Raw genomic sequence first — 14,264 nt, 5'->3', positions numbered from 1 at the left:
TTTTGCCTACATACAGCAGATATGCCGAACGCCTTATCAACTATTCTCGACAAGACAGCGGTTACTGATCGCAGCTCATTTCTACTCCATTCCCACAAGCTTTATCTAACCATATGTTAGCTTGAGATTTATCTTGCTGCACTCCTCTGCCATGGTTGTACATCGTGCCGATGACATATGCTGCCATGGCATCACCTTGCTTAGCCGCTTTGAGATACCAATTAAATGCTTGCTTATAATCTCGGCTTACACCATAGCCATTTTCAAACATCCATGCCAGATTATATTGGGATTCGGTTAAGCCTTGAGCCGCAGACTTTTGATACCACGTCACTGCTTTGGCATAATCCTTGGCAATGCCGCTGCCATTTTCATACATGACCCCAAGATTATTTTGCGCATCGACCTGCCCTTGTTTAGCCGCTTTTTGATACCAATTAAACGCTTGGTTATGGCTTTGAGCAACGCCTTCGCCATGACTGTACATGACTCCAAGGTTATACTGAGCTTCGTCATAGCCTTGATCGGCTGATTGCTGCCACCACTCCCTAGCCTTGGTATAATCTTGCTCAACCCCTCTGCCAAAATAGTGCATAGCGCCTAGAACATACTGGGCCTTTACTTGTCCGTGATCAGCGGCTTTGGTGAGCCATTCGACAGCTTTGCTATAATCTTGTGTTATTCCATCGCCTTCGTGATAGAAAACGCCAAGCTCAAACTGGGCGTCTGCATTACCTTCGTTGGCGGCTTTGATAAGCCATTCAATCGTTTTAGCTTGGTTTTGAGGTCTGTTTTCTCTATTAAGGCTTAGAAGCTGCAAGTTATTCTTAGCGCCAGCATTCCCTTGAGAGGCAGATTTTAAGTACCATTCTATGGCTTTGCTGTCACTCTGCTCGATGCCCTCACCTTTGTGATAAAGAGCACCAACATTGAACTGCCCTTTAGCATCGCCTTGCTCTGCTGCTCTCAGATACCATTCAAAAGCTTTAGCCGAATCCTGCTCAACACCTTTGCCTTTATCGTATAGTTCGCCAAGATTATTTTGAGCCTCAGCATTACCTTGGGTAGCAGATTTTAAATACCATTCGAATGCCTTGGCATAATCCTGCTCAACGCCTTTACCGATATAATATTTAAAACCAAGCCTATATTGAGCATCCGCATCATCTTGCTCTCCCATGGCTTGAGTCGTTGCAAAGTCTGCTGCAATCGCTGGAAATGTTAGCCCGAGCGATAAGCTGAACACTAGTATTTTATGAATGACAGAAGTTTTAAATGTAGGCATGATTATTACTCTCCCTATAAAAAGCACACATCCAATTTAATAAGACAAACTCATATAGTAAAAAGACAGTCCTTACTGACATCAAATATGCAGACTCTTATATATCAGCTACGCTAGTGCGATAAAAGCAGTAGTAAGCTTCTTAATTCTAGCTATCTTTAACTTGATTAGATATTGTTATTATTGAAAGCGCGATCGAACCGACTATATCGATCTAATTACTTTAAACATATTGTGTGTTGTCCATAAAAGGCTGACGATAAGATGGAAGCCAATGCTAATTTTGAGTAAGTGAGGAAACTTATGAAATTGTTGCCGGTATTATCTTTAAATGCGTTGCCAAATGTATCCATAAGTGCATCGCTAAATGCATGGCTAACAAAAATAATAAAAACAGTAGAAACTACTGCGCTTGACCGTAGTAATCAGCGACACATCCTACATTATCTCTTAAAGGGACTAGGTGACTTGCCAACGCCAGTTTTGGAGCGACTCAATCACTATGTAAAGGCGCCGACGATTGAGCAGTACCCTCACGCTGATGCGCATATGAGACTCATCATCGGCTTAAACCATAAACTTAAACCGCCTATAGGCATTACCCAATTAGTAGAGTTGCGACAAAAATTTGCAACCGAAATGGTCGCTATGCAATCTCCAAGCGTATGGCAGCAAATAAATGCTGACGAGCATTCTAAAAATAAAAATAGGAATAATAAAAAAACTGGCTATTCAGTAAGCTGGCAAGATAAGGTAATTGCCAACGCTGATGGTGGTGATATGATTATTCGCTGTTATCAAGCAGAGTCTAATATCAATCAGAATAATGAACAAAATGGCGATAATCCTGAAAAAATAGTGATGTTATTTTTTCATGGCGGCGGATTCTGTGTCGGTGATGTCAATACAGATCATGAATTTTGTCATGTTGTTTGTGCCCAAACAGGTTGGGCGGTGGTCAGTGCCGACTACCGCCTCGCACCGGAGTATCCTGCGCCTACCGCTATTAGAGACTGTCTTGAGGCTTATACTTGGTTGACCATATATGCGCCTAGCCTTGGCGCATCACCCTCTCGTATCGTTTTAGCGGGTGATAGCTCGGGTGGTGGTCTTGCGGCATTGGTCGCGCAGCAGGTGAGCAACGCCACTGTTAGTAAGTCCTCTGATAAACAGCACTATATGAATACCCTTGATGACTTCACTGTTGATATTTTCCACCAATTGCAGAATTTACCGCGCCCACTAGCTCAACTGTTGTTATATCCGATAACCGATATCGGAACCGACTATCCAAGCTGGAAGCTATACGGTCAAGGCTTAATGCTGACCTATGATGATGTTGCCGTATTTCATGCCGCTTACCTGCAAGACAGCTCTTTAACGCAACCGCACGCCCTTATCTCGCCGATGTGCGGTGATAACACAACAATATGTCCGAGCTATATCGTGGCTGCTGAATTGGATATTCTGCGGGATGAAGCGTTGGTTTATGCCAAACAGCTACAAGGGTATGGTATCAATGTGCAGACTCGTACCATCCTTGGCGTACCACATGGCTTTACTCATTTAATGAGTGTTCACCAAGGTCTTGGGCGCGAAATGAGTCAACTTATTGATAAGTTCGCCCATTTTGTACAGCAGATAATTGACGCATGAAAAATACTGTGATGTCGGAATAAGAAATAAGCCCAAATAAATTATTTAAGTAATTTAAATATAAAAAACCTTTTACGTTATATAAAAAATATGAACAGACCCTCATAAGTTGTGTCCAACTTATGAGGGTCTGTTCATATAGGGTTTTTAATGTTCTCTTCAAGATATTTTATATAAAATGACGCTCTAGAACTGCGGCAAAATGCAGGACTAAATTATTAATTAACGCCACATTATTAACTAACGCAGCTCATCAACGACTGCAAGCATAGCAACTAGTGACGCCTCTCCTAATTTGACAGAACGCTCAGGTGACCAGCCTGTATCAGCATCAGGGACATTGTTATTGTCTATGAAAGGCATCTCTAAAGTATTAGCAAGACAGTCAAAACGCTCAGCTACCCAGTGGGTTGCAAGACTCATATTTGCGGTACCCGGTGCATCAACATCGTAACCAAACTCAGTTTGGAAATCTGCGCTAGCCAGTTTTAACACTTCTGCAAATCTATCACGTAGACGTGCCAGACGGTCGTTATAACTTGGCGTCCCTTGAGAGCCGGCAAGGAATACAAAAGGAATCTCCTCATCACCATGCACATCATAAAATAGGTCGACACCAGTCGCCTCCATTTTATTAATAACATAAAACACTTCAGGGCTTTTTTCTAAACTTGGATTTGACCATTCGCGGTTTAGGTTGGTCCCGACTGCATTGGTACGCAGATGCCCACGTACACTACCGTCTGGGTTCATATTCGGTACAATATAGAAGTTAGCTTTATCTAATAATAATTTGCCGGTCGCATTGTCACCGTCTAATAAGCTATATATGAGACCTTCGACTAGCCATTCAGCCATGGTCTCACCAGGATGCTGACGCGCCGTGATCCAAATATTGCGTTTATTCTCGTCACTACTACTATCACCATCACTAATTTTAACTAGCGTTAAGTCGCGCTTGTCAAGCGTATCGCCTAAATGCTCTAACGTCACGAATGGATGCATTTGTACAGCGGCTAATAAATCTTGATGACGCTCATAGCTGTATGGGGCAAAGAAAGCGATTTGAATGCTGTCGTATTCCATTTCTACATTGATGGTAAGCTTGCCGTCTTGATAAGAAGTCGGTAGACGGAACCAATACTCGCGATCGTATGAAGCAACGGCTTGATAATCCTCCCAGCCTGCAGGAAATGCGGCTTGCGCTGCGTTTAAAATATTAAGTACATATTGCTCATTAATCTCGCCTTCTAGACGAAAGTTAAACCACTGGAAAAACTCACCACCCACATCTGGGCGAATCGCCAGCTCGATATTTTTTTTATCTTCTAAACTGATAACGTCAATATTACCAGCATCGAAATTCGCAGTGATACGCATAAACTTTCCTTAATTAGCTTTTAGAGGGAGACTTTAAAAGTATTTATCAGAGTCAGTAATCTGTATTTATATTTTTAAACATATAAATATAGCATTTTTCTACAGTTGTAGCCTCTTCTTTATACTCTCTCTATATCTCAACTAACACTAATTGCTAACATTTTAGAGTCTCACCACATTTATGTTTCTTATCAGCTCAACATACAAAAACCACCGAAATACTAACGATGTCACACAAACACCAACCCATCATCAGTATGATGCGCTTTGATATCAATATGATAGATATCACTTAATCGTCGACTGGTCATCACCTCATCTGGCATACCTTGGGCAACAACTTGACCACCATCTAATAAGATCACCTCATCCGTATAGCGATGTGCATGGGTCAAATCATGTAGCACAACCAAGATGCTTTTACGCTGCTGTCGCACCAAATCATGCAAGTATTTCAACAAAAAACGCTGATGGCGAATATCGAGATGATTGGTCGGCTCATCAAACATCATAATTCGTGTATCTTGCATCAAAGCACGCACGATGGCCAAGCGCTGCTTTTCTCCCCCCGATAATGTTTGCACGCGGGCACTGATCAAACCAGATAACTCAAACTCTTGTAATAAATTTTTTGCTTGTTCAATATGCTGTTCATTAGGGCGCTGATACCATGCCAGAGTGGGTGACACGCCTAAAAGTGCATAGTCAAGTACGGTTAATGGCAGCTCAAAGCGCTCATGCTGTCCAACCCAAGCAATATGACCGTTCTGCATAGCTTCATTAATCGGCTGACCTTGGATAGTAATCTGCCCAGTCGTTTTAAGCGCCGTCCCCGTATGTTGGCCCAAAATTGTATGTAGCAAGGTACTCTTGCCAGCACCGTTAGGTCCAATAAACGCCACCAACTTTTGGCTCGGCAGTGTTAGCTTATCTAGCTGTAGTAACACTTTATTACCGTGCGAGATATGAATGTTTTGCATAGATAGTAACTCACCTACGCCACAATCTATATTGCTTGCAGGCATATCTTTTGATCTAGAAGTAAACAATGAATCTAACATAAAGCTTCCTTTATATTAACGGCGGCTACTACGTACAAATAACCAGATAAAAAATGGACCACCGAGTAGCGCCAAAACGATACCAACAGGTACATCGATTGGATAAGCAACATGCCGTGCTGTCCCATCAATAACCAGTAACAGTATCGCGCCAAGCCAGCCTGACCAAATCATCAGGCGCATACGTCCACCACCAAATAAAATAGCCAATAGGTTTGGCACCATCATGCCGATAAAACCTATTACACCTGCCAAAGACACTGCTGCGCCTGTCAATAATGCTGAGGCAATCACCACCAAACAACGAACCACGCCCACTTTGATGCCCAAGGACTTAGCGGCAGCCTCACCTAACATCAGCCCATCCAACTGTCGACCTAACGGTAATAAAATCGCTAACCCTAAAACCATAGAAATAATTGAATAACGCAGCGGTACAAAGCCCGCTTCTGCTATACTACCTGACAGCCAATTGGTTGCTGAACGAAGCACCATGTCATCAGACATAAATAAAATCAGACTCACGACAGCGGCACAAAAGGCACTGATAACAAACCCCAATATCAATAGCCCCATCTGCCCACCACCTAAAAATCGATGACAAGCAAGAATAAATAAACACACCAATACGCTACCCGTAAATGCGGCAAACGGTATACCAATGCCACCAAATCCTAGCGCTAATACCAATACTACGCCAAGTGCTGCGCCGCCTGAGGTACCAATCAAACTTGGATCGGCTAAAGGATTCTCAAACAGTGCCTGCAATGCCGCACCGCTTACCGACAACGCCATCCCAACCAATAGCGCTGTCACTACCCGTGGATAGCGCAGCTGCCAAATGGTCTCATCAAGAGACATCGGGCTTGACCACTCGCCAAAGCCGATACCAAGTGCCAACCAAATAAGTAGCAGTGACGCTACTGCAGCAGCCATATAATAGAGGCTAGTTTTGTATTTAATCCTTTGTGCAGGCATATCTGCCGTCATCGTATTTGCCATGTGAGATATCGTTTTATTTAATCAGTAAAAGAGATAAGTAAAAGGGTTTTAAAAAGCGGTCTAAAAGCCTTCTAAAAACTATTTGGCGACCGCATGCAGTTTTTTTAGTACCGCAGGTGAATTCAAACCATAACGTAAGAAATCATCCGCTGACCAAAAGTGCACTCCGCCATTCTTACCAGCATTGCTCACTGCAATCTCAGGACGCTTACTAAATTGACCCGCGCCGCCCACGACCGCTTGATTATGATCGGCAATGATAACCACATCAGGCTTAGCCGCTAGCCAGCCTTCACGTGACATAGGTTTTAGCCCTGTGACGTTCGCTGCATTAATCCCACCCGCACGGCGAATTAGCTCATCCCCTACCGTGCCTTTACCAGCTACGATACGACCATCGTAACTAAGCAGATAACGCTTGCCGGTCTTTGCTAATGGACTCATACCTTTACGCCAGTTATTCGCAAGTTTTGTCCCTTGCGAATTTTTATCGACATAGCTACCAATGGTTTTAATGCTGTTAGCAAAGGCGCTGACTTCTTCTCTAGGCGCGACATTGACAGCTTTAACTTTTAATCCGTTTAAGCGCTGATAAATACTGGCAGGCTGTACCATGTAGCTACCGAGTACCAAGTCAGGTTTGACTGCCAATATTGATTCGGCAGTGATATTTCGATGCATACCGACTGCTGGCACGTTTTTTAATGCAGGATTGTCATTGGTCGCATCTTTGCCGACTAGTTTATGAGTCGCACCTAACGCCACGACGACGTCTGCCACATCTGGACTTATGGCGACAATACGCTCATAGGCATGGGCAGATAGTGTGGGCAGCACAAATGCGCCGGTTAAAAGGACAGCCGTTAGCGCTCGGCTGACATAATTTTTATTGATAGCTTGATTGATAGCCAGGTTATTTATTATTTTTTTTGATATTGGAAAAAACATAAGCATTCCTAATTTGCTAACTAAAAAATGGTGCTAGTAATGACAACTGCCAATTGAACGATTAACGGTTATTGACTGTCCAAAAAGCACTCACATAAGGTCTATTATTTATCTATTATGCAAATGCCAAATATGGCTAAAAGCCGCTAAAAATTGCTAATTAATTCTTTATGATTAGTTCTTTGTATTTGTAAATGCTTTACGCACTCTCTGCGTCAGACATTACTACTTGCGATACGGCTTCTACGTATAAATGCCCTTCAACCACGTTAGCAACAATGTTTTGCCACTCTTTAAGCTCAGGTTTGCCTTCAATACGCTGTCCAAACACACTAAACACACTCACACCATGCCGATCAAAGCCCTCGATACAGGTGACGATGCCGTCTTTGGTTGGGCGTTTCACACACCACACTTGCGCTAATGCCTTATCTTTTAGATGTAAGGTAAAGTCATTGTGCTCTTTGTCCAAAATATTAAACCAATCGCCCATACGTTTGAGGGTCTTTACTGTGCCGGTTTGAATTTGAACCATGCCGCTATTGCCGACAAAAATCATAATCGGACACTCAATATTGCGGACTTGCGCAAACAAGGCTTCAACAGCAGAAATATCAAGCTGCTGGGTCATCTGTTCAGGGGCTTGCTGATAGCTACTGGCACGGTCAATATCCAGTTTTTTTAATAATCCATGAAACTGATGCACATCGGTCATTTCTTGCCAGCCTTGTTGTAGCTGTTGACGCGCATTATCTGTTAGCGCTTTATAGCTCCATTCGTTTAGTGGGGTTTGTGCTTCTAATACCAGCTCATTAGCATTAGCATTGGCATCAACTGACTGCAACTGCTCCGCAATCATCTCCTGCCAGCTGGCAATATTTTCAACGCTCAGCTCGCGCAGGTATGCCTTGTCAATCGCGGCACCTTGCCCATCATAAAATTGAATACTATAAGACGGTTTGTCAGGACGAGTAGTATCAGTAACTGCTAGCATATGCTGCCATTGCCACATAAAAAACCGTAAGTCTAGACCACCAACATTGAGCGCCAGTCCCATTTTTTCGGCAAGCTTAAGATTGTGATACGCAGCTGTTTTTTCATGGACAGCCAACTCATTACGGACAATACTTTCAAGCTGACCAAAGCGCTCAAACTGTTTTAACACGGCTCGACATTGACCACCGATATACTGGCTATAAGGCGATGCGAGCATCAGCTCAAACTCACTGATTCCTAACGCAGCGGCACCTTCAGTAGGAAACAGCATCGGCGTTTGTGCCTTTAATGTTTGATAATTCTGCCAAAGCTCAGCATTTTTCTCAGTTAACGATAACGGTTGGCTCATTGGTATCTCCTCAAATAGGCGGTCATAAAAGAAGCCATTATGAAGATGTTTCCTTACTTTGTAAATAGTAATAATTATCATTTACATATTGATAATTATTATCAATTGAAATACCATATATTCACTTTGTTGCTATAAATCTTAAATGGCGTAACAAAACCTCAAGCTTTTATCATCAAAGAAATGCTGAAAAATACCTTTTAACAACCTGTCCTTATTTTCATTTTTTAGAGTGATTGTTTTATTTATGCCAATTTTACTACCCCATTCTTCTTTGACTTATCCTTCTGTAATTGAGCAGAAATTACATACTTATCAACCTCGATTGCGTCGCTGTCCATTAGCGATAAGTATCGCTTTAACGTTGTCGACATTGGTGCCCGTATTATCGCAAGCCGCACCTTTGGCCACAGATAATATGCCAACTGCGCGATTAGATCCCATTGTCGTGACCGCCACTCGCTCAGAACGTGCGCTTAGTGATGCGCCGGTGGCCATGCAAGTGATCAGCCGTGAGACGCTCGATGACAATCATGCCCATACCCTAAAAGAAGCCTTGGCTTTGTTGCCCAATGTTCACTTACGCGAAGTACACGGCAAGACCGGTTATGAGGTCAGCATGCAGGGCTTTACGGGCGATCAAGTATTGGTCTTGATTGATGGCTTGCCGATTACCGCCAGCACCGGCTCGACGGTCAATCTAAATCAATATATGAATATAGACATTGAGCAAATCGAGGTAGTTCAAGGAGCGGCGTCTGCGCAATTTGGTAGTGCGGCGATGGGCGGTGTGATTAACATCATCACCAAACCCATTGGTAAGGTAAAAGGACATATCACCACCGAGCTGGCTAGCAATGGTACACAGAACCCATCAGGTAAAAAGTTAGATGCAAATAAGCGTTATGTGGAAGCCAGTGTTGAAGGGGCACTGGATAAAGACCAGCATTTGCATGCTCGTCTATCTGCCTCATATCTTGATAATAAAGGCTTGAGCTTAGATGATGCGGCATGGCCAAGACTAAAAGATGCTAGCGAGCAATCACAGATAAGTGCGCGCCTGAGCTATCGCCCAGATGGCACAGATGTATCAAGTGACGACGATAGCCGAGTAATTAAAAACTCTCAATATTGGCTAGAAGCCAGCCAATATACAGAAGACGATGTCAGTCGCTTTAATTATTATGTCGCGCCGCGCTACTTAGCACAGCAAAGAGATGAGCACATTAATAAGCAGCGCTTTAGTGTTGGCGCTCGTGCTGACATTGCACCGCATACCAATGATCGCAGCAAGACCTATCGACTGTCCGCTCAAGCACTACATGAAGATTATCAAAGCGAATCCACTACTAAAACTCAGCAAAGCGTCACTAGCGCTCGTGACACAGACATTACCACCACCCTTGCCCAAGCTCAGCTCGACCTACCCGAGCTCGTTTTATCCGATAAGCATATCCATATTATTCAAGTAGGCGGTCAAGTTCAGCAAGACACGCTAAAACAAACAAAGAACCAAAAAAGTGAGCTGATTAGCGATGACGTCAGCCGTAGTGTTGGTGAGCTTTATGTGCAAGACGATTGGCTGATTGGTGAGAACTGGGAAGTATTAAGCGGGGTTCGTTATCAAAACGATGAAGACTTCGGTGATCATATCGCGCCAAAAGTATCCGTGAAATATAATCACCTAGATGCAAATGGGCGCAGCCATATCTTGCGTAGTAGTATCGGTGGCGGTTATCGCGTGCCCAATCTAAAAGAACGCTATTACGTCTTTGACCATAGCAATTTGGGTTACAAAGTCATGGGCAATCCTAATTTGCAACCTGAAACCTCAACCAGCTATCAACTTGGTTATCAAGGTCAGCTCAGCGATAGCGTTAATTTGACAGTCAATGGTTTCTATAACGATATTGACGATCTCATCCAAACTGATGAAGACAACGCCACGTATGAAGGCAATATCGCCATTTATAAATATATGAACGTGGATAGCGCCCAAACCTATGGCGGTGATATTGGTGTCGATTGGCAAGTCGATGATCGTGCCAAGCTGCAAGCCAATTATGCCTATATTCACACTCATAATGAGGTCAGCGATACCGAGCTGACCTATCAGCCCAATCACAAAGTGATGCTCGCGCTTGATTATGCGATCAGCGATAAATTACAGCTTATCCCACGACTCAATTATGAATCCAGACAGCTGATTAGTACCAGTGAGCACGCCTACTCGCCTGCGTGGTGGACGCTCGATACCAAGCTCAATTATGACGCGAGCAAAAACCTCAGTCTATATGGCGCGGTCAATAATATCTTCGATGTACAGCGTGATGTCACCGACACCAGTGATTATCGCCCTATTGACAATCGTGAATGGCTACTGGGCGCGACTTATCATTGGTAAGCCTTTAATTCATAGGCATTCTAAAGTCACTGTATTTGCACCGCAATTTTCATTTTTTATATAAAAAACAACCATCAAGGAAGCTGATATGACCCCAATTATTACAGCAGTTAACAGTAAGCCAAAAGCATTGGCATTACTCTTTAGCAGCAGCATTTTAGCACTCAGCATGACCGGCTGTGGTGGCGGCAGTGATGGTGCAAACAGTGACAATAGCGGCAACAGTGGCAATACGCCGCCTGTTAGCAGTGCTAGTTTTAGCGAAACCGCCACTTGGCAAGTCACCAATCTAGCGCCTAATGCCGCAACTTGTTATGACTTTGACGCCAAAGCTGAAAGCTCTTGCGATGAAGATAAATGGGATATCAAGTTTGATAATCAAGCGCGTTCGGTTAAGCTTTGGTCAAATAGCGGTGATTCTGGTAATGGTAAAGGTGGCGTTTTTGGTTTAATCGATTGGTCAGATTTGAGCCGTTATACCAATGCCACCCAAGACCCTGATACCAGTCGCGACATTACCATGCACTACAACGAAGACCGTAGTGGCGGCATTTTTGATAACGCGCCATGGTTTGAATACAATCTACAAGGCAAGCATCAGCTCTATCCGAATAACCGTGTCTATCTCATCAGCCTTGATAGTAGTAGCGCTATAACAGACAGCAGCGTACAGCAGCCTGTCTATGCTATGCAAATCACCAACTACTATGATGATGCTGGCGCGTCTGGTTATCCGACCATCCGCTGGATTGATACCGCCCTCCCTAATAACGTCCAAACCAAGACCATTAATGCTTCAAACAATGACAGCTGGGTCTACTTTGACTTAAAAACGGGACAAAGCAGTAGCGATAAAAATAGCGTATGGCATGTTGGCTTTAAGCGTAATGACGTCATCTTAAACGGTGGCGATTCTGCTAGCGGCAGCAATAAAGGTAAAGTCGGAGGGTATCTTGCTGCCACGCCAGCAGGATACTATGTAGAAAAAGACGGTGCTGATAAAGGCGCTGTGATTATTAATAAATTTTTGAGCGATGGTAGTGCCAGCACATTGGCTGATTTGACCGACACTTCAGCCTATGCAAAACCAAGCAGCGCAAGAGACTGGGTTGTTGATAGTAAAGGCTCCGACCTAAACCCTGCCTATAGTGGCAGTTTTCCAAATTTAGATTACGGTTGGTATACCTATAATGATATGACCCATCAGCTAAACGCCAAACCTATGGACAAAACTAAAGGTGCTCTTATTCGCTCAGCAGAAGGCAACAGCTATGCGCGGCTACGTTTGGATAAAATAAACTATCCTGATAAAACGTCAAATGTAGCAAGCTCATGGGTATTTAAGTTAGATATACAGCCTGCGTCATAGCTTTAGTTTGAGGTGCTGTATGAATTCGATACCTTTTTCACCACTATTTTATAAAATTTGATATTGGCATCATCCGACCTCCTATAAACTTTGCGCAGTTTATAGGAGGGTTTTGAGCATAGCTTTTTAAACATAGGTTTTAACTTATTTATTTTTACTTAGATTAAAGCCAATACTATTCATCTATTAGGTAATGTATATCTAAAAAAATAAACGATTCAGGCCTCCATTTCTCTTTTAAGCCCCACTAGAATTAGGTGGAACAGAGTACGTGCCAACAACATGAGCAACTAAATCACTAGAACCTTCTGAATAAAGAGAAACCTCGCCTACTATCAAGGTACGCCCTACTTTTAGTAAAGTACACTCCGCAATAATGCGTGCTTGTGCTGACGGTTTACGCAAGAAATTGATCGTCAGACTCGTCGTTACGGTTAACGGTACAATACCGATTTTCCCTAGTATCGCTACATAAATGGCGACATCAGCAACGCTCATTAATACCGGTCCAGAAACCGTTCCGCCAGGACGCAGCTCATTAATACCAATTTCATGCGATAAAGTTGCGCCATTATTTCCTACTGTTTCGATAACGCATTTGGTTTGTGGAAACTCTGCCGTTATAAAGGTTACGATTTCTTCTTTGCTTGCAGACATATCAGCCCCTCGGTTACCCATCTAATGTTTAATTGCTTTAATTACTTTAATTACTTTTATCGTCCACTTTTTGCTTTTTTATTTGAGATAGTAGCTAGAAAATCTTGAAAATTATTGGCTAATTAGGTTTTCCCGCAAGCATAAATTTATCGCACGGCTCAATAACCTGACACGCCTCTACCACTTCACTGTGAGCAGGATTTCAGCCATAACGGCTATTTATATCAACGGTCATGCTAATCTCCTATGATTGAAATCCAGACTTTATCTCAGCATTAATCTGCGTCCATTAAATAAGCAGGAAAAACCACCACCTCATCTCCTTCTTGCCAAGGCTCAAACTTAGTCATCACTTGTAAAAAAAGAGGATGCTCTAGCCAGCCTGTTAACCAGCGCTGTAAGTTTGGGTAAGGTAGGTTATAAAACACATCGCGATCCACGTGGGCAAATTGACGTACAAAAGGCATGATGGCAATGTCAGCAATAGTGATATGACTTCCTAGTAAATAAGCGTTTTTTGTTAATAACGCCTCTAAAACCTGCAAAAAGGCTTCGCCTTGTTGTCGATACTCTGTCTGAGTCATTTCGAGATGACGGTCAGCATATTTATAGCGATTTAACCAATATTTAAATTCATGGTCGTTTTTATCAATCAAAATATTGGCTTCGTGCAAAGTCTTTGTATCCAATAGTTTTTGTGGATCTTGTTGCTCAAGCGCCCACACCATTATCTCTCGACTCTCTTCAATCACAGCATCATTAGATAGCTGTAAGACAGGCACCGTACCTTTTGGACTAATCTCTAGCATTTGAGCAGGTTTATGTTTTAGCGTTATCTCGCGCAGCTCGACCTGAACTTCGGCAAATAATAGACCGAGACGCGCACGCATGGCATAAGGGCAGCGACGAAAGGAGTAAAGACGATGCATTGGTAGTGAGGATGTCGGGAATGTCATAGCTATTGATGGTAACCACTTAAGATTGGAATTAGGACTGTTATCTTACTACTAACTGCCTTTAATTAAAAATGACTACGGTAAATAGCATATCTATTTATATGTTGATAATAGTTATCATTTGTAATATTATTCGCAACAATTATTACAGCCATTTTGCTAAGTGCCCTTATTATTCATATTGGCGCAGTTATTATCTAT

General features: G+C 42.9%; 11 protein-coding genes. 3 read left to right on the top strand and 8 right to left on the bottom strand.

Annotation, left to right across the window (positions count from 1 at the left end; genetic code table 11):
* Window positions 1–61: 61 nt before the first annotated feature.
* On the bottom strand, window positions 62–1,285 hold the full coding sequence (locus ACMHKH_RS01740) for a hypothetical protein (protein ID WP_413518964.1): 1,224 nt from the start codon (window positions 1,283–1,285) through the stop codon (window positions 62–64).
* A gap of 303 nt (window positions 1,286–1,588) precedes the next feature.
* Between ACMHKH_RS01740 and ACMHKH_RS01735 the strand changes: the two genes are divergently transcribed.
* Window positions 1,589–2,941, top strand: a complete 1,353-nt coding sequence (locus ACMHKH_RS01735; protein WP_413518963.1) for an alpha/beta hydrolase — start codon at window positions 1,589–1,591, stop codon at window positions 2,939–2,941.
* Between the two features lie 240 nt (window positions 2,942–3,181).
* Here the strand turns inward: ACMHKH_RS01735 and ACMHKH_RS01730 are convergent, their stop codons facing one another.
* The 5 genes from ACMHKH_RS01730 to ACMHKH_RS01710 form a co-directional block, all read right to left on the bottom strand.
* Window positions 3,182–4,321, bottom strand: a complete 1,140-nt coding sequence (locus ACMHKH_RS01730; protein ID WP_413518962.1) for a M14-type cytosolic carboxypeptidase — start codon at window positions 4,319–4,321, stop codon at window positions 3,182–3,184.
* Between the two features lie 230 nt (window positions 4,322–4,551).
* Entirely contained in the window at window positions 4,552–5,382 is an 831-nt protein-coding gene (locus ACMHKH_RS01725) for an ABC transporter ATP-binding protein (protein WP_413518961.1), read from the bottom strand.
* 15 nt (window positions 5,383–5,397) lie between these two features.
* Window positions 5,398–6,384 carry a FecCD family ABC transporter permease gene (locus ACMHKH_RS01720; protein WP_413518960.1) on the bottom strand — a complete coding sequence of 329 codons (987 nt, stop codon included), beginning with the start codon at window positions 6,382–6,384 and terminating at the stop codon, window positions 5,398–5,400.
* Between the two features lie 78 nt (window positions 6,385–6,462).
* A complete protein-coding gene (locus tag ACMHKH_RS01715) occupies window positions 6,463–7,332 on the bottom strand; it encodes a heme/hemin ABC transporter substrate-binding protein (protein ID WP_413518959.1) in 870 nt (289 codons plus the stop codon).
* 199 nt (window positions 7,333–7,531) lie between these two features.
* The gene (locus tag ACMHKH_RS01710; protein ID WP_413518958.1) at window positions 7,532–8,677 is read right to left on the bottom strand and encodes a ChuX/HutX family heme-like substrate-binding protein; all 1,146 of its coding nucleotides are present in this window, start codon (window positions 8,675–8,677) and stop codon (window positions 7,532–7,534) included.
* 247 nt (window positions 8,678–8,924) lie between these two features.
* On the opposite strand from ACMHKH_RS01710, the gene ACMHKH_RS01705 reads away from it, so the two are divergent.
* The gene (locus ACMHKH_RS01705; protein WP_413518957.1) at window positions 8,925–11,081 is read left to right on the top strand and encodes a TonB-dependent receptor plug domain-containing protein; all 2,157 of its coding nucleotides are present in this window, start codon (window positions 8,925–8,927) and stop codon (window positions 11,079–11,081) included.
* 88 nt (window positions 11,082–11,169) lie between these two features.
* On the top strand, window positions 11,170–12,450 hold the full coding sequence (locus tag ACMHKH_RS01700) for an HmuY family protein (RefSeq protein ID WP_413518956.1): 1,281 nt from the start codon (window positions 11,170–11,172) through the stop codon (window positions 12,448–12,450).
* Between the two features lie 237 nt (window positions 12,451–12,687).
* On the opposite strand, the gene ACMHKH_RS01695 is transcribed toward ACMHKH_RS01700, so the two are convergent.
* Both ACMHKH_RS01695 and ACMHKH_RS01690 read right to left on the bottom strand, forming a co-directional pair.
* On the bottom strand, window positions 12,688–13,107 hold the full coding sequence (locus tag ACMHKH_RS01695) for a PaaI family thioesterase (protein WP_413518955.1): 420 nt from the start codon (window positions 13,105–13,107) through the stop codon (window positions 12,688–12,690).
* Window positions 13,108–13,382: 275 nt separating this feature from the next.
* Complete coding sequence (locus ACMHKH_RS01690) at window positions 13,383–14,063, bottom strand: glutathione S-transferase (RefSeq protein WP_413518954.1); 681 nt, start codon at window positions 14,061–14,063, stop codon at window positions 13,383–13,385.
* Window positions 14,064–14,264: the final 201 nt, after the last annotated feature.

Source organism: Psychrobacter glacincola, assembly GCF_965118485.1.
Lineage (GTDB): Bacteria > Pseudomonadota > Gammaproteobacteria > Pseudomonadales > Moraxellaceae > Psychrobacter > Psychrobacter glacincola_D.
Note: the sequence above shows the minus strand (reverse complement) of the source record. Positions and strands in the feature narration are given on the sequence as shown.

Coding starts and splice junctions, on each gene's coding strand:
- ACMHKH_RS01695 (WP_413518955.1), bottom strand. CDS start 13,107: ATGTCTGCAAGCAAAGAAGAAATCGTAACCTTTATAACGGCAGAGTTT.
- ACMHKH_RS01725 (WP_413518961.1), bottom strand. CDS start 5,382: ATGTTAGATTCATTGTTTACTTCTAGATCAAAAGATATGCCTGCAAGC.
- ACMHKH_RS01715 (WP_413518959.1), bottom strand. CDS start 7,332: ATGTTTTTTCCAATATCAAAAAAAATAATAAATAACCTGGCTATCAAT.
- ACMHKH_RS01700 (WP_413518956.1), top strand. CDS start 11,170: ATGACCCCAATTATTACAGCAGTTAACAGTAAGCCAAAAGCATTGGCA.
- ACMHKH_RS01735 (WP_413518963.1), top strand. CDS start 1,589: ATGAAATTGTTGCCGGTATTATCTTTAAATGCGTTGCCAAATGTATCC.
- ACMHKH_RS01720 (WP_413518960.1), bottom strand. CDS start 6,384: ATGGCAAATACGATGACGGCAGATATGCCTGCACAAAGGATTAAATAC.
- ACMHKH_RS01710 (WP_413518958.1), bottom strand. CDS start 8,677: ATGAGCCAACCGTTATCGTTAACTGAGAAAAATGCTGAGCTTTGGCAG.
- ACMHKH_RS01690 (WP_413518954.1), bottom strand. CDS start 14,063: ATGACATTCCCGACATCCTCACTACCAATGCATCGTCTTTACTCCTTT.
- ACMHKH_RS01705 (WP_413518957.1), top strand. CDS start 8,925: ATGCCAATTTTACTACCCCATTCTTCTTTGACTTATCCTTCTGTAATT.
- ACMHKH_RS01740 (WP_413518964.1), bottom strand. CDS start 1,285: ATGCCTACATTTAAAACTTCTGTCATTCATAAAATACTAGTGTTCAGC.
- ACMHKH_RS01730 (WP_413518962.1), bottom strand. CDS start 4,321: ATGCGTATCACTGCGAATTTCGATGCTGGTAATATTGACGTTATCAGT.